We start from the raw sequence: 18,157 nt of genomic DNA on the forward strand, positions 1-18,157 counted from the left end.
TGAATAAATGAGCTGGATCAGAACCGTTCCGTTCGAAGAAGCGACTGGAAAGTTGAAGAAACTCTACGAACGCGTGACCGGGCCGAACAATAACGTAGACAACATCATGATGGCACACAGCCTTCGCCCGCATTCGATGGAAGGCCATATGGCCATGTACAAGGCGGTGCTGCATCATTCGGGCAACAAGATACCGAAATGGTTTCTGGAAGTGCTGGGGGTTTGGGTCAGCTCGCTGAACCGGTGCGGCTATTGCGTCGAGCATCACTTTGCAGGTCTTCAGCGCTTGCTGGGTGACGCGGCGCGTGGCGACACGATCAGGGCAGCGATTGAGGCGCGCGATCCCTTGACTGCACCGCTGGATGCGGCGCAAATGGCTGCGATGGATTATGCTCGCAAGCTGACCGAAGCGCCGGGCGATCTAGTCGAAGCGGACATCACCGCCTTGCGCAACGCGGGGTGGGATGATGGCGAAATCCTCGAGATCAATCAGGTCTGCTCCTACTTTTCATATGCAAACCGGACAGTTCTGGGGCTTGGGTGCTCAACCGATGGTGATGAATTGGGCTTGTCGCCCAACAATTCTGACAACCCTGACGACTGGGGGCATCGGTAAGGTGCTAAAGATATCGATGGCGCTGCGACAAAGGCTGCTTGGCTTGCCGTTGCGCACGGGCGGGGCCTGATTACGTCTGACCTGTCCATTCCAAAATGGCCTGCGCCACAGCCTGCGGGTCTTGATGATGCAACCAATGATCTGTGCCAGAGATCATGACACGGGTGAGGTTGGTGGCGAACGCCTCCAGCCCCTCTGTGGCTTCGGGTAAAAGGGCTTTGTCATCCGGCCCCCAAAGCAACAGGTGTGGACACCTGACATGCAACCGGTCGAGCGGCAGGTCAGGCAGGTCTTTCGATGGGACACCGGGTTTGGCGACAACGAGCGGAGAAGCTCGGTACCAGTTCAGCATCGCCTGCAGCCGACCGGGTCGGGCCCATTCAGTGCGGTAGTTGGCCATGCGAGCTTCGGTCAACCAATCCAGCCCCATACCATGGCGAAAGAACTGTTCCAGCATCGCAAAGTTGTTTTCGGACAGTTTTTGTTCGGCATCAGGTGTCCGCAGCAGATTGATATATTGCGAGGCTGTGGATTGTGCGCCACCCGAGGCCATGGCGCGTTGAAACGGCACCGGGTGCACGCCGTTTGCAATGATAAGCCGATCAACCAGTTCCGGGCGGAACATGGCTACGCCATAAGCCACCGATGCGCCCCAGTCGTGACCAAGCAACGCAACAGGCGCGCCGCAGGTTTCAATCAGTGCGGCCATGTCCGAGACCAATTGCGACAAGGTATAGTTCTGCACCCCCTCGGGGCACCAGCTTTGTCCATAACCGCGTTGGTCCGGAGCAATACAATAAAAGCGTTCTGCCAGATGAGGCGCAAGATCAGCCCAGGCGCCGCTGAATTCAGGGAAACCATGCAGCATCAATAGTGGTGGCGCGGCTTTGTCGCCCCATGTCCTGACGTAAAAAGAATGGCCGTTCAGCTTGAAAAAAGACGTTTGCATTGGAGCAAGTGATCCGCGCTGGAATTCATGGGTTTTTGAGGCATCTATTTGACACCAATCAAAGCGCATTTCAGAGCTTTCTGCTAGCCACCCTTCAGAACAGCAGAAAAGGACAGAATGCATGGACGCCATTGCCACGAACAAAGCGGAACTTACTCAGATCAAACCGGCACCTGCCGACAGCGCGGACCCATCAGCACCCAGCCCCGAGAAAATCCGGCAGGCGTTCGAAAGTGGAAAGTACCCGTACGAGCGCAAGATGGCGCGAGGCACGTATGAGGCGCAGAAAGCCGGGTTGCAGGCCGAATTGTTAAAGGTTCAGCTGTGGGCGCAGGAAACGGGGCAGCGGTTTGTGTTGTTGTTCGAAGGGCGCGATGCGGCCGGCAAAGGGGGTACGATCAAGCGGTTCATGGAGCACCTGAACCCGCGTCAGGCCCGTGTCGTTGCATTGAACAAACCCACCTGGGAAGAGAAAGGCCAGTGGTACTACCAGCGCTACATTCAGGAGATGCCGACCGTAGGCGAAATGGTGTTCTATGACCGGTCCTGGTACAACCGTGCGGGTGTGGAACGGGTTATGGGGTTCTGCACACCCAACGAATATCTTGAGTTCATGCGGCAAACGCCCGAGTTGGAACGGATGTTGGTGCGCTCGGGCATTCAGCTATACAAATATTGGTTCTCGGTTACGCAGCAAGAACAGCAGCGCCGTTTCAAAAGCCGCGAAACCGACCCCTTGAAGCAATGGAAACTGTCGCCCATCGACAAGGCAAGCCTCAGCAAGTGGGACGACTATACCGAGGCGAAAGAAGCCATGTTCTTTTACACAGACACGGCTGACGCACCCTGGACGATTATCAAGTCAAATGACAAGAAACGCGCGCGCCTGAACTGTATGCGTCACTTCCTGTCCTCGCTGGATTACCCTGGCAAGGATCACGATATCGTGGGCGAGCCTGATCCGCTGATCGTAGGGCAGGCGCATCACGTTATTCACCGCTCCGAGCATATTCTGGGTACGGCTCTGCACCCCGACGCCCGCTGATTGCAAAGATGCCCGGCCACAGGAAACGGTTGGGCATCAAAGTCTCAATGTGAAATATTGCCGATCCGCCCTTGTCCCGCGCCAAAGCCGCGCATATGGCTGGAGCGATGACAAAGGTGATGACATATCCGGCCCATTTTCGGGCTATTGCCGTTCTTGGCCTGCCACTGGTTGGCGGTCATCTGGCGCAATACGCAATTGGTTTGACCGACACCATCATGCTGGGTTGGTACGGGGTCGAGGCGTTGGCGGCCGTTACCTTGGCCAACAGTTATTATTTCGTGTTGTTTTTGTTTGGTGCGGGGTTTGGCTGGGCCGTGATGCCCATGGTTGCCACAGCAGCGGCGGAAGGGGACGAAACCAGCATTCGCCGCTCGACCCGGATGGGTCTGTGGTTGTCGTTGCTGTATGCCGTGGTTGTCATGCCCTTGCTGTGGTGGTCCTATCCGATCCTGATCGCCATGAAGCAGGAACCGCAAGTTGCTGAAACCGCAGCCGAATATCTGCGAGTTGCCGGTTGGGGATTGTTTCCGGCTCTCATTGTGATGGTGTTGAAAAGCTATCTGGCAGCATTGGAGCGAACACAGATCGTTTTATGGATCACGATTGCGGCGGCGGCTGTGAACGGGCTGACCAATTATGCGCTGATCTTCGGCAACTGGGGCGCTCCCGAACTGGGCGTGACAGGGGCGGCAACCGCCTCGATTACGACACAAGTTGTTTCGCTGATCGCGGTCGTTATCTATGTGGTCCGGACGTTGCCGGAGCATAGCCTATTCCAACGGTTCTGGCGACCGGATTGGGAGATGTTTGCCAGCGTATGGAAGCTGGGTGTACCCATCGGGTTGACCACATTGGCCGAAGTTTCACTGTTCGCGACTTCTGCGGTGATGATGGGCTGGCTGGGTCAAGTCCCGCTGGCTGCGCATGGGATCGCCCTGAACCTGGCTTCGGCCACATTCATGGTTCACCTGGGGTTATCAAATGCGGCGACCATCCGGGCTGGCAATGCGCTGGGCCGTCGGGACAGGGCGCATTTGGAAAAGGGCGCAATCTCTGTGACTGGCATGTCGCTGGTTATGTCAGTGGCAACCATCATCCTGTTCCTGACTTGTGCCGAGCCTTTGATTTCCCTGTTCATGGAAGCAGATGATCCGCAGCGGGGACAAATCCTGACCATCGGAACCGGATTGCTTGCCGTGGCGGCGTTGTTTCAGCTGGTTGATGGCGCGCAGGTGATTGCGCTGGGCCTGTTGCGCGGGTTGCAGGATGCCAAGATCCCAATGGTCATGGCGGCGCTCAGCTATTGGGTCGTGGGGATTCCCGCGTCGTATTATTTCGGCTTTGTCCGTCATATGGACGGCATCGGCGTCTGGCTGGGGCTAGTGCTTGGTCTCGCCTTCGCGGCCGTGCTTCTCATGACCCGGTTCTGGATGCATTCGGTACAGCAGATACAGGCATCGGCCGAGCCTGCTTAGTCTTTGTCCAGCCGATCTGCCTTTTTTCGTACTAGTACCGTACGCAGGTCGTGCATGGCCATCAGTAACCTGTCTGTCACATCCTCTAGCTGCGTGTCGCTTGCCTTGGACTGCGCCCATTGCGTGGTTAGGTTCAGATAGTCGACTGCGCGATGAATATCGTCGATGTCACGCTGGGCCAGCAGGGCCCGGCGCTCTTCCATCCATTGGGTAATTTCGGCCTGATCCCGGTCAGACAGCGTCCGCTGCCCGTGCGGCTTGACCTCGCCATTGCGGATATTGATGACGGCAATCTGGTCCATCTCGATCCGGCGCTGACGGTTTTCGGTATCGATCCGAAACACCGCAGCACCGTTTTCACGTATGCGAAAGTAATACTCGGGTAGTTCGGCGGTCATGGTCACCTCAGGGAAGCACAAAAGCGCTGGATGCGGCCGCAAGCTTCGGTCAGTGCCGCGTCAGACGTAGCATAGCTGACACGGAAATTCGGCGACAGGCCAAAGGCGGCACCAAATACAACGGCAACGTCGGCCTCTTCCAGCAGTGCGGTTGCAAAGGCTTCGTCGTCTACAAGGACCGTCCCAGCGGGCGTCGTTTTCCCGATCAGTCCGGCGATAGACGGATAGACATAGAAGGCCCCTTCAGGTGTCGGGCAGGTGACACCGTCGATCTCGTTCAGCATCCGAACCACCAGATCGCGTCGGCGCCTGAATGTCTCGTTATTCGGGGCCAGAAAATCCTGAGTTCCGTTCAGGGCCTCGACAGCAGCCCATTGACTGACCGAACAGGGGTTCGAAGTTGATTGCGACTGGATCTTGCGCATGGCCGCGATGATCTCGACCGGGCCGGCGGCATACCCGATGCGCCAACCGGTCATGGCATAGGCTTTTGAAACCCCGTTGCAGGTGAGCGTCCGGTCAAATAGACCGGGTTCAACTTCGGCCGGGGTGCAAAATTCAAACCCGTCATAAGCCAGATGTTCGTACATGTCGTCCGACATGATCCAGACATGCGGATGACGCATCAAAACATCGGTCAGCGCCTTCAGTTCAGCCCGGCTATACCCAGCGCCCGTCGGGTTCGAAGGCGAGTTAAAGATGAACCACTTCGTCTTGGGCGTGATGGCGGCTTCCAGTTGTTCTGAGGTCAGCTTGAAATTGTTTTCCAGCGTCGTCTCGACCACAACAGGGGTGCCCCCGGCCAAAAGCACCATATCGGGGTAACTGACCCAGTACGGTGCAGGGATGATCACCTCGTCGCCTTCGTTCATCGTCGCCATCAAGGCATTGTAGAGCGTTTGCTTGCCGCCGGTCCCGACCGAAATCTGGGCTGGTGAATAATCCAGCCCGTGATCACGTTTCATCTTGGCACACGCCGCTTGCTTCAACTCTGGGATACCGTCCGGTGCGGTGTATTTGGTTTTGCCTGCTGCGATGGCCGCAACTGCGGCGTCCTTGATGTTCTGGGGCGTGTCGAAATCCGGCTCACCGGCGCTTAGCCCGATGACATCACGTCCGGCGGCCTTCAGCTCGGCTGCCTTGGCTGTCATGGCGATGGTGGGTGAAGGTTTGACGCGTGACAGTGTCGCAGACAGAAAACTCATGCTCGGCCTCGGTTTGTATGTTCAGCCTGACTGTCATAGGGTGCGCCCGAGTGACGATCAAGCCGTATAGATAAAGTGAATTGGAGACCCGAATGAATGACGAAAACGACTGGTACGGTCCGGAATCTGCTACATTCGGAGACCGCCTGGCCGGCGCACGAGAAGCCGCGGGAATGACGCAAGCGCAACTGGCGCGGCGCCTTGGGGTCAAAAAGGCAACAATTTCGGATTGGGAAAATGATTTGTCCGAGCCCCGGGCCAACAGGCTGTCAATGATGGCGGGCATGGTCAATGTCTCGATCATGTGGTTGTTGACCGGCGAGGGCGAAGGCATGGATGCGCCCGTGGATGAAGGCGAAGGCGGCATGGAACTGTCCTCGGCCGTGGCCGAACTGCGCGCCATTCGTGCGGAAATGCGCACATGTTCCGAACGCGCAGCGCGTCTGGAAAAGAAAATGCGTCAGATGCTGGAGCAGAAGAATTGAGCGAACCCCGGGATGTGCGCATCAAACGCATGCAAATGCGGTCGATGCGACGCGGCATCAAAGAGATGGACATTATCCTGTCAGCCTATGCCGGTCGCAATCTGGCCGACATGGATACCGCCGGGCTGGATGTCTATGACGCGCTGTTGCATGAAAATGACCAGGACCTTTATCAATGGGTCACAGGGCAGGTGCAGCCTCCGGCGCGATTTGCCAACCTGATTGCAGACATAGCGCAAACCTTTCAGAAATAAGGCAAAGTTCTGTTTAACCGATTTTTCGGAATTTCGGTTCATCGTGTGTCAAACAGCGCGACTGAATCGGAGGGTCGGATGAGTATGGAAATGCAGGTCTCCACACCAGAGACCAAGGGCTTCATAGCCAGCTATCTTGAGGCGTTGGCCCTGGTGGAGCGTCTGCACCGGTTGTTGCTGGATGTCATCAAGGATGAGTTTGAGCGCGTCGGCGTTTTGGAAATCAATGCGGTTCAGGCGTTGTTGCTGTTCAATATCGGTGATCACGAAGTCACGGCAGGCGAACTGAAAAGCCGTGGATACTATCAAGGCAGCAATGTCAGCTATAACCTCAAGAAACTGGTTGAGATGGGCTACATGCACCACCAAAGATGCGAGATTGACCGCCGTTCGGTTCGCGTGCGCCTGACGCCGCAAGGCAGGGAAATCCGCAATATCGTGTCCAAGCTGTTTGCGCGTCACGCAGAAGGTCTGCAAGGCAGGGGGGTGCTTGGGCTTGAAGGCATCGAGGATATCACCAGTTCGCTGCGTCGCGTCGAACGGTATTGGACGGATCAGATACGGTATATTTATTGATCAGTGGCGGGCGTCAGACAGGACAAGGCTGTCCAACTCGCGAAGAAGTTTGCGGGTCATGGCCTCTTCATACGCTTCGAAGCCCAGCGCCACTTCTACGAACGCGTTTGGCCCCAAAATGACCCAGGCTGAATAGTAAGCTGAAAGTTCACCGACCTGAACATATCTCCGATCACCTTCTTTCGGATCGTCGGCGCCGATCACCAGCCCGTTAATTGTGATCCCGTCATGTCGCAAACTGGCTTTCACATCACGTGGATGCGGTCCGATGTTATGTTTGCCATCACCGGACAGATCCAGCGTACGGCGCCAGCACCCCCTTTGCTGATCAAGCAGGGAAGAGCCAAATAACATGGCCGACCCTAGCGCCGTTCCCTGCGGCGCTGCGCTGCGCGAGGTTCGAATCAAACGATCACTGATTGCGATCAGGTCGGCGGGGGACCGTACTTCTGTCCACTCCAGCAGCATCCGTTCATGTCCCCGCTCGCTCCATTCGTAGATCGCCAGACGCAAGGAGGTTGCACCGTCCGACAACATCAGCTGGCTGACTTCGGGGCGGCTCAGGGCCGACGCCAGCCCGTCCAGTTGCAGCCTGTACTCCCGGCTGTCGACCGAACCCGACACATCCAGCCCTAGCGCAAGGGCCTGGCGGCACTCGCCAAGGGCAGGTCCTGAAATCAGGCAAGCCAGAAAGACGATCACGCGACGTATCATGGGCCTTCAATCCGCAATGCTCCGATTTGCAGACCGCTCAGTTCTCGTTTCAGTTTCTTTCGCATGGCGCGCTCGAAATCTTCAAACCCGGTGGCAATTTCCAAAAAGGCGCCGGGCCCGTGCAGGACGTTATTTTCGAAGAAAGGGATCAAGAACAACTCTCCCTCGAAATCCGCCGCGTTGATCACAAGCCCATTCACGACAGTGTTTTGGAAGGGAAAGTGCCGATAGGCGATCTGCGGCCCATAGCCATCGTTGTTCGTGCCGTCGCCGGACAGGTCAATGGTTTGAAACAAGCATTGCGGCGCTTGCTCCATAAGACTTGCACCGTATGCCAACGCATAGCCCATAGCTGTTGCCGATCCGCCGTCAGATCGGACGGATTGGCTGACCTGGCTGGATGCGAACAGCAGATCACCAACGTCATCGATCATTGTCCAGTTCAGGACGACATTTTGGGTTGAGCGGCCACTCCACTCATATACCGCCAGGGCAACGGGCATCGGTGAAGAAAAGAAGGCCTCTTGCACTTCGGGTGCAATCAAGGCGGCGGCTAACCCCTGCCGTTGCAACACATCTTCGGCCTCATCGACTGAAACGGAAATATCCATCGCCAAGGCCAGCGCCAAGCGACATTGCTCGGCCTTGACAGGGCTGGCCTGAACGACCAGCCCAAACGCTATCAGCCAACGGATCACCAGTGACCACTGCTCTCCATGCTGGCCCAGGGTTCGGCTGGTTCGAGTGCTTCGCCATTCTGCAAAAGCTCAACCGAGATATTGTCGGGCGATCGAACGAAAGCCATGCGACCATCCCTTGGCGGGCGATTGATCGTAACGCCGTTGTTCTGAAGATGTTGGCAAACCTCGTAGATATTATCGACACCGTAGGCCAGATGGCCGAAGTGACGGCTGTCGGCGGGCAACTCGTCATCGCCGTCCCAATTGTACGTCAACTCGATCGGCGCGTCTTCTTGTCCCGGAGGGGCCATGAAGATCAGAGAAAATCGCCCGGCTTCACTGTCATACCGGCGTGTTTCTTTCAGACCCAGAAGCTCGTAAAACGCCATGGATTTTTCCAGATCCTTCACGCGGACCATGGTGTGAAGATATTTCAGCGCCATTTCGGCCATCCTTTTTCGACTCACATTGCCAAGAGCTTAGCGCTCCGCCTCGATGTGTCGATAGAGCCCTCAGCAGCAATTTGTTTTTTGCGTCCGCTGCGGCATATATCGCGGTTCCTGTGCCGGGATCGGCGATATATAGTAGTAGGCGACTCATTGCCAGAAAGGAAGATTCGATGCCGCTGTCCCCTGATCAACAGGCCGAGATCGACGCGCAACGCGCGCAATCGCATCCCACGCGTCGAGTTGTCTCGGCGGGAATGGAAGACCACCTGTACACAGCGCATCAGGTCCTGGATCATGGCTTTGTCCGCGTGATCGACTATATGGGGGACGATGCCGCCATCTGTCAGGCTGCGCGCGTTTCATACGGCAAAGGCACCAAATCCGTCCAGAATGATGAAGGGTTGATCCGGTATCTGATGCGGCACTGGCATTCGACGCCTTTCGAAATGTGCGAAGTCAAATTGCATGTGAAATTGCCAGTATTCGTGGCGCGGCAGTGGATCCGGCACCGGACCGCCAATGTGAATGAATACTCGGCACGGTATTCAATTCTGGATCGCGAGTTTTATATTCCCGCCCCTGAACATGTGGCGGCACAGTCCGAAGTGAACAATCAGGGCCGTGGGGCAACGTTGGAAGGCGAAGAGGCCGCGCGCGTATTGGAAACCCTTAAGGCGGACAGCACACGCTGCTACGACAATTACGAATCCATGATCAGCCAGGACGGGCAACAGGGGCTTGCACGTGAACTGGCCCGCATGAACCTACCCGCAAACGTTTATACGCAGTGGTATTGGAAGGTGGACCTGCACAATCTGTTCCACTTCCTGCGCCTGCGGGCCGACCCGCATGCTCAGTATGAAATTCGCGTTTATGCCGAAGCGATGTGCAAGATCGTCGCTGATTGGGTGCCGTTTGCGTATAAGGCGTTCGAGGATTACCGGCTGGGTGCGGTGAACCTGTCTGCCCAGATGGTCGAAAGCCTGCAACGCATGCTGGCAGGTGAGGCGGTCACGCAGGAAAACTCGGGGATGACAGCGCGCGAATGGCGTGAGTTCGAGGCGATCATTCGTAAATAGAACCGACAAGCTGCATAGCTTTTGTCTATACGTGTCGTCATGGAATTGTTACACTTGTTCCATGGCCCGCGTTTTGCATCTTGCTCTGTTTTGTCTGTTTCTTGGTCTTGCCCTGCCTGCGCAGGCCGAGTCACCCATAGCCGAGGTTTTGTGCGAACCGACGCCCTGGTTGCACCAGAAACTGGAAAGGCAGTTCGGAGCGCGGCGCGTCGCATCGGGTGTTCGCGGGCCGGAACAGATTATGGAAGTCTGGGCAAGTCAGCACGGAGACTGGACCATGGTTGTCACCTACGCGACAGGCACATCCTGCATCGTTGCCATGGGCGAAAACTGGAACACCCACGCCGACGCCAAGCCCGCGCGAGGGTAATGGAACGAAACCGGTGGGGGATGGATAACGGCCGGAAATTGGCCGTCATCCTTAATGATCTACCGCGTGTTTAGCGGGATATTGTTACAGTGGTTTCAAATCAGCTGCCATTTGGCGGCCGTCGCGTCCGTCCTGCAACTCGTACGAAACTTTTTGGTTGTCTGCGAGTCCGGTGAGGCCGGACCGTTCTACGGCCGAGATATGTACAAACACATCTTTGCCCCCTTCGTCAGGGGCAATAAATCCATAGCCTTTGGTGGTATTGAACCATTTCACGGTGCCGGTTGGCATGTCCCGTGTCTCCTTCTACTTACGCATTGTCCCACAAATTGGTGGGGGCTGTGGTCAGCGTCACCACGAAAAAGATGTTTTGGCACTGGCTGAACAGTCCAATTCGTGTGTTTCGCCTTTTTCAACATTGCACGGTGAAGTAAAAAATCAAGAATAACCGCAAGAAGCGGGCAAGATTGCTTAAAATCAAAGCATAGGCAGGAGCGTCAAAGACATGCAACTTTATGGATTGAAAAATTGTGACACCTGTCGCAAAGCATTGAAATCGCTGCCAGACGTCAAATTTTCTGATGTGCGCAGCGACGGCGTTCCGGATTCGGTGCTGTCCCAGGCTTTTGCCGAGTTCGGCAATGACTTGCTTAATACCAGATCGACAACATGGCGCGGATTGGACGAAACCCAGCGTGCCAAGGCCCCTTTGGAGCTTTTGAAAGAGCACCCGACCCTGATGAAACGCCCATTGATCGAAGTCGATGGCAGGCTGTTGTTGGGTTGGACAGCTGAAACCCGTGCTCAGCTTGGCATTTCCTGAACGGGTGCTTATCTGCGTGAAAGCTACGATGAGGATTTTCAATGCGTAATGCCGCAATGCTATTGGGTGTAATCGCCGGGTTGATCGGTATGATCGTCGGGTTCTTCGGCTATGCGAAGGTGGTCGTGGTTGAGCATGTCGGCGAGATTGACGGAGTTCTAAGCCAGGTCGACAATCCCGATATGGTGCAAGCCATTTCGATTATCGCGCCCTTGCTTGCAATCGCGGGTGGGGCCATGGCGCCAGCGCGCGCGTTGATAGCCGGGGTTTTGTTGCTGGTGTCAGCGGCTGCGATGTACTACGCCTTTGGTTTTGGTGTTTTCACCATGTTCCCGATCACATTTGCCGGGATCGCCGGGATACTTGGGCTGGCCGCGGGAAAACCGGACCAGCCCAAGGCGCATTTCTAAGTTACTTAAGGCGCACTATCCGGTCGAGCGAGATAGGCCCTGCGCCGTTGATGACGATCACCAGCATCAGGAAGGTCCACATTGTGCGCTGATCCATCAGGGACGGCGCGGCGTCGAACAAGCTGCCCAGTTTCACGCCATGGCCGGTGACGTCGACAAGGGTCTGCACCCAGATAAAACCCATCATGCCCAAAGCCGCCAGACGCGAGAACAGCCCAACCAGAAGAAGTGCCGGGAGCACAAATTCGGCAACCGTTCCCATGAAGATGACGATGCGTTGGAAGAACGTCATTTGGGACACGTCATACAGAACAGCCTCGGCCGCTTTGGGGAATATCTGACCAAAGGCACCTGCCGAAGGCGAAAAGATCGATCCGTCGATCTTCAGCATGGCCGAGTTCCAGTAATAGACCAGAAGAACCGCAACAAAGACCAGCCGTGCCAGCGTAGGGGTCAACCAGCCAGAGGCAAGGTCCAGTTTTCCCATGGTGTTATTGTAGGTTGAGATCAAAGCAGTCATGTCTCGGGCCTTTCGATAGTCACAGAGGTTATTGCACCGCCCTGCAACAGCAGTGCCAGAGTGGTTCCAAGATCAAATTCAGTCAGTTTGGCAGTCGTTTTTTCATATGCGTCACCGATTGTGTCACCGTCCTGCATACAGGCGATCCAGTCTGCACCACCCGCTGGAAGTGGATTGGGTGTGGGATCGAATTCGGCGCGGGTGATCAACACGTCCTCTGCGCCGGCATTCGGTTTCGGTGCGTTCTCTTCGCTGTTAAATCGCCAGATCGCGAAAATTGGCCAGTCTGAGCGGATCACCTGCATGGCCGGTGCAAACTGCAACCGGGCCTGCATGACCTGTTCGGGTTCGACGGCTAGAACATCTGCCGGTGCAGGTTCGCTGTCGGCGGCGTGGTAGGACTTGCGCAAGGCAATCTCCAACCGGGCCACGTCCGGCAGGTATCCAAGATGGGCAAGTTGGGGCATTCCTGCCAGAAAATCAGGAAACGCCTCGCCATAAAACATCATCAGTGGAGAGGAGGGCGGGTGCTGACGCAGGAATATCCCGGCCAACCCATCCATGTTCTGCGCCCCTATCAATTTGGCAATCACAGGAAACGCCTGATGCATCGCTTCGGTCAGCGACACCGCAACGTTGTTACGGTAAACGCTGAACCTGCGACCGGCCGGTCGCGTACCGCCGTCCAGCAATCCACCGGGAACGGGCGCTGACGCATCCATCATGGCCGCGCGGAATTCAGATTGAGAAACGCTCATACCGGTATCCGGTCCAGTGCGGTTTGCGCGCGAATGGCCTCATCCCGCAGAACGGGCCAATCAGGCACATCAGTGTCCCATTCGATCAGAACGGGTTTTGGCCCCGAACGCTCCAGCACATAATCCAGCAGGGTCCACACCGGATCGACCACTTCACGTCCGTGACTGTCGATCAGCAGCGGATGACCGTGATCGTCTTCATCCTCGTCATGACCGCCAAGGTGGATTTCCGACACCTTTTCAATCGGATAGGCGTCAATATAGCCTTTTGGTGAGAAGTCCAGATTGGTGGCCGAGACAAAGACATTGTTTACGTCCAGCAACAAGCCGCAACCGGTGCGCTTGGCAATCTCCCTCAGAAAATCAGGTTCGGACCAGGTGCTTTCCTCGAAGGCCAGATAGCTGGACGGGTTTTCCAGCAGCATCTGACGCCCGACGGTGTGCTGGACCTGATCGATATGTTCACAAACCCGCGCAAGAGTTTCGTCGGTATAGGGCAGGGGCAGCAGATCGTTGTAGAAATGGCTGTCATGGGTAGACCAGGCCAAATGTTCGGAAAAGCTTGCAGGGTTCAGCCAGCCGACCAGGTGTTTCAACCGGGCCAAATGATCGGAGTCCAGCGCGCCTTCACCACCAATGGACAGGCCAACGCCATGGACCGAGATTGGGAACTTTTCGGAAAGGTGGCGCAGTTGTGCCAAGGGTCGCCCGCCGTCGCCCATATAATTCTCGGCATGGATTTCCAACCATGCGACGGGCTGTGCGTGTTCAAGTATCTGAGCGAAGTGTTGCGGCTTGTAACCAACGCCCGGCGCTGCGGGCAAGCGGTTTGACCGGTGGGTGTCATCCAACATGGGCCAGTTCCTTGATCACGAAAGGGAAAGGGCGGGCGATGGTGCCCGCCCCTTGAAATCGTCAGGCCAGTCTTATGCCGGCAGGTCGCGGTCCAGCGCTTCCAGCGAACCTTTGCGCGGTGTGCCGTTTGCTTCCGCAGGCAATTCGATGTCGGCGCAGGTGCCTGCGTCAACCAAGGTCCATGCGTTGCCCTGATAATCAACGGTCGAGGTGCCCGCGCAGGTGGTGCCGGGCCCTGCGGCACAGTCGTTCTGACCGGCCAGCGATACGCCATAGCACTTTTCTTTTGCCTGTGCGCTTGCTGTGGTTGCGACACCCGATACGGCGGCTGCGACTGCGGTTGCGATAACCAGGGACTTAGCTGTGTTCGACATCTCGGTAATCCTCTTGATGACTGGGTATGTCTGCTTGTGACAATGACAAAGGTAGTGGCTTGGTGGGCAGAGTTGAATTCACGAGCCCGTGTCTCACAAGCGCGTCATGGGGCGGCCTGCCCCCTTGCAGCGTAATACACTGTTTTTGATGAAGAAAGGGTGAAATGTTACAATCCGACCCCTTAGGAGGGGTCGGATTTTTTTGGAAATGGTGCTGTTTGTTACAGCAGATCTGGCGGGGTGGCGGCGTGTGCCAGCTCTTTTGTTACAACATCAAGCGGTTGTACCTGGGTCTGTTTTTCACCCAGTCGCCGCACGCTTACGGTGCGTTCGTCAACTTCGCGGTGACCGACGGCCAGAATTACAGGTACTTTGCCGACCGAATGCTCACGGACCTTATAGTTGATCTTTTCATTGCGGATGTCGGCCTCGGCCCGCACACCCGCAGCACGCAGGGTTTCGACCACTTCGGTGACATAGTCGTCCGCGTCGGACGTGATGGACGCGACGACGACCTGACGCGGGGCCAGCCAGAACGGCAATTTGCCTGCGTGTTCCTCGATCAAGATACCGATGAAGCGTTCGAACGAACCAAGTGTTGCGCGGTGCAGCATGACCGGGCGGTGCTTGGCCCCGTCGGCGCCGATATAGGTGGCATCCAGCCGTTCGGGCAGAACGAAATCGACCTGGAAGGTGCCGCATTGCCAGTCACGCCCGATGGCGTCCGTCAGCACGAATTCCAGTTTCGGACCATAGAATGCACCTTCGCCCGGGTTCAGTTCCGGTTCGATCCCGGCGGCACGGGTGGCGGACAAAAGCGCCGCTTCGGCCTTGTCCCAGACATCGTCCGATCCGGCGCGGGTTTCGGGACGGTCTGAGAACTTCACCGAAAAATCCTCGAATCCCAGATCCTTGTAGATCACACTGAGGAAACGGATGAATTCGGCGGTCTCCGCCTCGATCTGTTCTTCGGTTGAAAAGATGTGGGCGTCGTCCTGCGTGAACCCACGCACCCGCATGATGCCATGCAACGCGCCAGAGGGTTCGTACCGGTTGCACGACCCGAACTCGGCCATGCGCAGCGGCAGGTCGCGATAGGATTTCAGGCCTTGCTTGAAAATCTCGACATGGCAGGGGCAGTTCATCGGTTTGAGCGCGTTGACGGCCTTTTCACGGGCATGTTCCTCGTCCACTTCGACGATGAACATGTTCTCCTGATACTTGTCCCAGTGGCCTGAACGTTCCCACAGTTTGCGGTCAACGACTTGCGGCGTGTTTACCTCAACATACCCACCCTTGCGCTGCTGACGGCGCATGTAATCCTGCAACTGGGTGTAGATGGACCAGCCATTGGGGTGCCAGAAGATCTGACCGGGGGCTTCTTCCTGCATGTGAAACAGGTCCATCTCGCGGCCCAGTTTGCGGTGGTCGCGCTTTGCGGCCTCTTCCAGCATATGCAGGTGGTCTTTCAGCTTTTCCTTGCCGGTGAAGGCCACGCCGTAGATGCGTTGCAGCATCGCGCGGTTGCTGTCGCCGCGCCAATAGGCACCGGCGATGGACATCAGCTTGAACGCATCACCGGGAACCTGACCGGTATGTTGCAGATGCGGACCGCGGCACAAATCCTGCCAGTGGCCGTGCCAGTACATGCGCAACGGCTCATCCCCGGGAATGGCTTCGATCAGCTCGACCTTGTAGGGCTCGTTATTGGCCTTGTAGAACTCGATGGCCCGTTCGCGGTCCCAAACCTCGGTGGTGACAGGGTCGCGCTTGTTGATGATCTCTTTCATCTTTTTCTCGATGAGACCAAGATCTTCGGGCGTGAACGGTTCGTCCCGGTCGAAGTCATAATACCAGCCGTTTTCGATAACGGGTCCGATGGTGACCTTGGTCGCAGGCCAGATTTCCTGCACGGCGCGGGCCATGATGTGGGCCAGATCGTGGCGGATCAACTCGTTGGCCTGGACGTCATCCTTCATGGTGTGGATGGCAATCTGTGCATCGGCTTCGATGGGCCATTGCAGGTCCCAGTGCTTGCCGTCAACGGTGGCTGAGATGGCTTTTTTGGCCAGCGAACTTGAAATATCGGCAGCCACCTGCGCAGGCGTAACCCCTGCGTCATATGAACGTGCATTGCCATCTGGGAAAGTGAGAGAGACGGATTTTGAATCCAGGGCCATGTCGGCTCTCCTCGTCGGTTTGGCGCCCACTGAACGCCCGGTTGCGGGTTATTTGCGTTTGGCTGATGTGGCAGGTGCAGCATTTCCTGTCAAGGGTCGTAGGGGACCGTCACTGACGCCACGACACCCAGAATTCGGGAATTGCGACCAACGGGCTGCCGTGCATGATGTTACCCAAAGCGTAAGAGGGTTTCATGGCGGCGACGGATTTTCTGGAAACGGCACAAGGGCGGCGACTGGCTTATCACAAGACCGAAGGGGCAGGGCCGACCATCGTTTTTCTGGGTGGGCTCATGTCGGATATGGAAGGCACCAAGGCAGTCCATCTGGAAGCTTGGGCGCAGGCGCGGGGGCGGGCCTTTTTGCGGTTTGATTATTCCGGCCATGGCGAAAGCTCTGGCGCGTTCAAGGATGGCTGCATTGGGGATTGGCATGAGGACACGGTCGCTGCGGTCGATGCCTTGACCAAAGGGCCGCTGATCGTTGTCGGCTCGTCCATGGGAGGGTGGCAGGCGCTTTTGCTGGCCAAGGCCATGCCGGACCGGATAGCAGGTATGGTCACGATCGCCGCCGCGCCGGATTTCACGGAAGATGGCTATTGGGCTTCATTCACCGATAACCAGAAAGCCGCCCTGGAAACTGACGGGCATGTCGAGTTGCCGTCCGATTACATGGAACCTTACATCGTTACCAAACGGATGATCGAAGATGGGCGGCAGCGCCTTGTACTGCGCGACACGTTGAACCTACCGTTCAAGGTTCGTTTCCTACAGGGAACAGCGGATACAGCCGTTTCGACTGAAACGGCCGTTCGGCTGCTGGACCACGCAACAGGGCCGGACATGCAGCTTCTTTTGGTCAAAGATGCCGATCACAGGTTCTCGGATGATGCATGTCTTGGCAGGATCGAGGCGGCGGTTCTGGATGTGTTGGGAGACGCGTGATGCGGCGTTTTGGAAGGCTTCTGGGGCGCTTGTTCCTTGCGTTGATTGCCGTCGGTGGCCTTATCTACTGGTTTGGCCCGCGCGAAGAGGTGAACCTGAGCCCAAGCTTTGATCCTCGAAAGTTTGGTGAGGGCGTACAGGTTTATTTCGAAAGCACCGAAGCCGCGTTTGACGATATCGTTCCGGGTGTCGAAAAACGAGTGATCTGGCAGGATGGTTATAACGAGCGGCGCACCCCGTATTCCGTTCTTTACATCCATGGCTTTTCAGCAAGTTCCGAGGAAACCCGGCCAGTGCCGGACCTTGTGGCAGACGCGCTGGGGGCCAATCTGGTTTACACACGCTTGCAAGGTCACGGGCGAACCGGATCAGCCATGGCAGAAGGCACTGCCTCGGGCTGGATGCTGGACACTGCCGAGGGATTGGCAGCCGCACGTGCTGTTGGGGACAAGGTGATCGTGATCTCAACGTCGACCGGTGCGACGCTTGCAGCCGCCGCTGCTTTGGATGCCAGCCTCAGCGAAGACGTTGTCGGCATGGTCTTTGTCTCACCTAATTTTGGGGTCAACACGTCTGCGGCCTGGATCCCCACTTTGCCGTGGGCAAGGGATTGGTTGCCGGTCCTTATGGGGGACGAACGCGATGTATCGGGGCCAAACCCGGAAAAGAACAAGTATTGGTCTACTGTCTATCCGTGGGAGTCGGTCGTTCCGATGTCCGTTCTGGTCGAAAAAGTCTATGCGCTGGATTTCTCGAATGCCCTGGTGCCCGTGCTGTTCTGGTTCTCGGACAACGATCAGGTGGTGCGCCCTGACCGCACACACGAGGTCGCCGAAGCGTGGGGTGCGCCAGCATCCGTCAAATTGGTGACAATGGGCCCCGAGGATGATCCGTCATCTCATGTCATAGCTGGCCGCCTGATGTCGCCAGGGCAGACCGGCGCGGCTGTGGCCGGTATTCTGGATTGGCTAAAAGGGCTGGGGGTGGAATGATGG

General features: G+C 56.8%; 24 protein-coding genes. 12 read left to right on the top strand and 12 right to left on the bottom strand.

The annotated features are described in order from the left end of the window. Nucleotides 1-7 precede the first annotated feature (7 nt). Nucleotides 8-616, top strand: coding sequence for a peroxidase-related enzyme (locus tag I9188_RS00460; RefSeq protein WP_209503377.1), 609 nt, complete (start codon nucleotides 8-10; stop codon nucleotides 614-616). Between the two features lie 70 nt (nucleotides 617-686). Here the strand turns inward: I9188_RS00460 and I9188_RS00465 are convergent, their stop codons facing one another. Next, a complete protein-coding gene (locus I9188_RS00465; RefSeq protein ID WP_209503379.1) occupies nucleotides 687-1,565 on the bottom strand; it encodes an alpha/beta hydrolase in 879 nt (292 codons plus the stop codon). A gap of 121 nt (nucleotides 1,566-1,686) precedes the next feature. On the opposite strand from I9188_RS00465, the gene ppk2 reads away from it, so the two are divergent. Continuing rightward, nucleotides 1,687-2,610 (top strand): polyphosphate kinase 2, encoded by a 924-nt coding sequence (gene ppk2, locus I9188_RS00470; RefSeq protein WP_209503381.1) that lies wholly within the window; start codon nucleotides 1,687-1,689, stop codon nucleotides 2,608-2,610. A gap of 107 nt (nucleotides 2,611-2,717) precedes the next feature. After that, nucleotides 2,718-4,088, top strand: coding sequence for an MATE family efflux transporter (locus I9188_RS00475; RefSeq protein ID WP_209504856.1), 1,371 nt, complete (start codon nucleotides 2,718-2,720; stop codon nucleotides 4,086-4,088). Here I9188_RS00475 and I9188_RS00480 read toward each other — a convergent pair. Beyond that, nucleotides 4,085-4,486 (bottom strand): hypothetical protein, encoded by a 402-nt coding sequence (locus tag I9188_RS00480; RefSeq protein ID WP_209503383.1) that lies wholly within the window; start codon nucleotides 4,484-4,486, stop codon nucleotides 4,085-4,087. The genes I9188_RS00475 and I9188_RS00480 overlap by 4 nt on opposite strands. A gap of 2 nt (nucleotides 4,487-4,488) precedes the next feature. Continuing rightward, the gene (locus I9188_RS00485; RefSeq protein WP_209503385.1) at nucleotides 4,489-5,691 is read right to left on the bottom strand and encodes a pyridoxal phosphate-dependent aminotransferase; all 1,203 of its coding nucleotides are present in this window, start codon (nucleotides 5,689-5,691) and stop codon (nucleotides 4,489-4,491) included. A gap of 92 nt (nucleotides 5,692-5,783) precedes the next feature. Between I9188_RS00485 and I9188_RS00490 the strand changes: the two genes are divergently transcribed. The 3 genes from I9188_RS00490 (at nucleotide 5,784) to I9188_RS00500 (ending at nucleotide 7,006) form a co-directional block, all read left to right on the top strand. After that, the gene (locus I9188_RS00490) at nucleotides 5,784-6,176 is read left to right on the top strand and encodes a helix-turn-helix transcriptional regulator (RefSeq protein ID WP_209503387.1); all 393 of its coding nucleotides are present in this window, start codon (nucleotides 5,784-5,786) and stop codon (nucleotides 6,174-6,176) included. Next, entirely contained in the window at nucleotides 6,173-6,430 is a 258-nt protein-coding gene (locus I9188_RS00495; RefSeq protein ID WP_245220393.1) for a succinate dehydrogenase assembly factor 2, read from the top strand. Before I9188_RS00490 ends, I9188_RS00495 begins: the two co-directional genes overlap by 4 nt. Before the next feature lie 84 nt (nucleotides 6,431-6,514). Then, nucleotides 6,515-7,006 carry a winged helix DNA-binding protein gene (locus tag I9188_RS00500; RefSeq protein ID WP_209504857.1) on the top strand — a complete coding sequence of 164 codons (492 nt, stop codon included), beginning with the start codon at nucleotides 6,515-6,517 and terminating at the stop codon, nucleotides 7,004-7,006. Here I9188_RS00500 and I9188_RS00505 read toward each other — a convergent pair whose 3' ends face one another. Genes I9188_RS00505 through I9188_RS00515 form a run of 3 tightly spaced genes read right to left on the bottom strand, consistent with a single transcriptional unit; the run spans nucleotide 7,007 to nucleotide 8,843 of the window. Beyond that, nucleotides 7,007-7,720 carry a DUF1194 domain-containing protein gene (locus tag I9188_RS00505; protein ID WP_209503391.1) on the bottom strand — a complete coding sequence of 238 codons (714 nt, stop codon included), beginning with the start codon at nucleotides 7,718-7,720 and terminating at the stop codon, nucleotides 7,007-7,009. Continuing rightward, nucleotides 7,717-8,418, bottom strand: a complete 702-nt coding sequence (locus I9188_RS00510) for a DUF1194 domain-containing protein (protein ID WP_209503393.1) — start codon at nucleotides 8,416-8,418, stop codon at nucleotides 7,717-7,719. The genes I9188_RS00505 and I9188_RS00510 overlap by 4 nt, the downstream gene beginning before the upstream one ends. Then, complete coding sequence (locus I9188_RS00515) at nucleotides 8,415-8,843, bottom strand: VOC family protein (RefSeq protein WP_209503395.1); 429 nt, start codon at nucleotides 8,841-8,843, stop codon at nucleotides 8,415-8,417. The genes I9188_RS00510 and I9188_RS00515 overlap by 4 nt, the downstream gene beginning before the upstream one ends. Nucleotides 8,844-9,019: 176 nt before the next feature. Here I9188_RS00515 and thyX point away from each other — a divergent pair, with 176 nt between their 5' ends. Continuing rightward, the gene (gene thyX / locus I9188_RS00520; protein ID WP_209503397.1) at nucleotides 9,020-9,928 is read left to right on the top strand and encodes an FAD-dependent thymidylate synthase; all 909 of its coding nucleotides are present in this window, start codon (nucleotides 9,020-9,022) and stop codon (nucleotides 9,926-9,928) included. Between the two features lie 61 nt (nucleotides 9,929-9,989). Beyond that, nucleotides 9,990-10,298: a hypothetical protein gene (locus I9188_RS00525; RefSeq protein ID WP_209503398.1), complete on the top strand. Its 309-nt coding sequence runs from the start codon at nucleotides 9,990-9,992 to the stop codon at nucleotides 10,296-10,298. Nucleotides 10,299-10,382: 84 nt separating this feature from the next. Here the strand turns inward: I9188_RS00525 and I9188_RS00530 are convergent, their stop codons facing one another. Beyond that, a complete protein-coding gene (locus I9188_RS00530; protein ID WP_008758035.1) occupies nucleotides 10,383-10,589 on the bottom strand; it encodes a cold-shock protein in 207 nt (68 codons plus the stop codon). A gap of 214 nt (nucleotides 10,590-10,803) precedes the next feature. Here I9188_RS00530 and I9188_RS00535 point away from each other — a divergent pair, with 214 nt between their 5' ends. Continuing rightward, nucleotides 10,804-11,121 carry an ArsC/Spx/MgsR family protein gene (locus tag I9188_RS00535; RefSeq protein WP_209503400.1) on the top strand — a complete coding sequence of 106 codons (318 nt, stop codon included), beginning with the start codon at nucleotides 10,804-10,806 and terminating at the stop codon, nucleotides 11,119-11,121. Nucleotides 11,122-11,162: 41 nt separating this feature from the next. Then, on the top strand, nucleotides 11,163-11,531 hold the full coding sequence (locus tag I9188_RS00540; protein WP_209503402.1) for a hypothetical protein: 369 nt from the start codon (nucleotides 11,163-11,165) through the stop codon (nucleotides 11,529-11,531). Between the two features lies 1 nt (nucleotide 11,532). On the opposite strand, the gene I9188_RS00545 is transcribed toward I9188_RS00540, so the two are convergent. The 5 genes from I9188_RS00545 to thrS all read right to left on the bottom strand — a co-directional run bounded on the left by I9188_RS00545 (nucleotide 11,533) and on the right by thrS (nucleotide 16,218). Beyond that, complete coding sequence (locus I9188_RS00545) at nucleotides 11,533-12,051, bottom strand: hypothetical protein (protein WP_209503404.1); 519 nt, start codon at nucleotides 12,049-12,051, stop codon at nucleotides 11,533-11,535. Further along, nucleotides 12,048-12,809, bottom strand: a complete 762-nt coding sequence (locus tag I9188_RS00550; RefSeq protein WP_209503406.1) for a DNA-binding domain-containing protein — start codon at nucleotides 12,807-12,809, stop codon at nucleotides 12,048-12,050. Before I9188_RS00550 ends, I9188_RS00545 begins: the two co-directional genes overlap by 4 nt. After that, complete coding sequence (locus I9188_RS00555; protein WP_209503408.1) at nucleotides 12,806-13,663, bottom strand: DUF692 domain-containing protein; 858 nt, start codon at nucleotides 13,661-13,663, stop codon at nucleotides 12,806-12,808. The genes I9188_RS00550 and I9188_RS00555 overlap by 4 nt, the downstream gene beginning before the upstream one ends. Before the next feature lie 72 nt (nucleotides 13,664-13,735). Beyond that, a complete protein-coding gene (locus tag I9188_RS00560; RefSeq protein WP_209503410.1) occupies nucleotides 13,736-14,038 on the bottom strand; it encodes a DUF2282 domain-containing protein in 303 nt (100 codons plus the stop codon). Nucleotides 14,039-14,259: 221 nt separating this feature from the next. Then, nucleotides 14,260-16,218, bottom strand: coding sequence for a threonine--tRNA ligase (gene thrS, locus I9188_RS00565; RefSeq protein ID WP_209503412.1), 1,959 nt, complete (start codon nucleotides 16,216-16,218; stop codon nucleotides 14,260-14,262). Between the two features lie 194 nt (nucleotides 16,219-16,412). Between thrS and I9188_RS00570 the strand changes: the two genes are divergently transcribed. Together I9188_RS00570 and I9188_RS00575 are read left to right on the top strand one after the other, a co-directional pair. Next, nucleotides 16,413-17,162 carry an alpha/beta fold hydrolase gene (locus I9188_RS00570; RefSeq protein WP_209503413.1) on the top strand — a complete coding sequence of 250 codons (750 nt, stop codon included), beginning with the start codon at nucleotides 16,413-16,415 and terminating at the stop codon, nucleotides 17,160-17,162. Next, on the top strand, nucleotides 17,162-18,154 hold the full coding sequence (locus tag I9188_RS00575; RefSeq protein WP_209503415.1) for an alpha/beta fold hydrolase: 993 nt from the start codon (nucleotides 17,162-17,164) through the stop codon (nucleotides 18,152-18,154). The genes I9188_RS00570 and I9188_RS00575 overlap by 1 nt, the downstream gene beginning before the upstream one ends. Nucleotides 18,155-18,157 lie beyond the last annotated feature (3 nt).

It is taken from the genome of Ruegeria sp. HKCCSA071 (assembly GCF_017872555.1).
Taxonomy (GTDB): Bacteria; Pseudomonadota; Alphaproteobacteria; order Rhodobacterales; family Rhodobacteraceae; genus Ruegeria.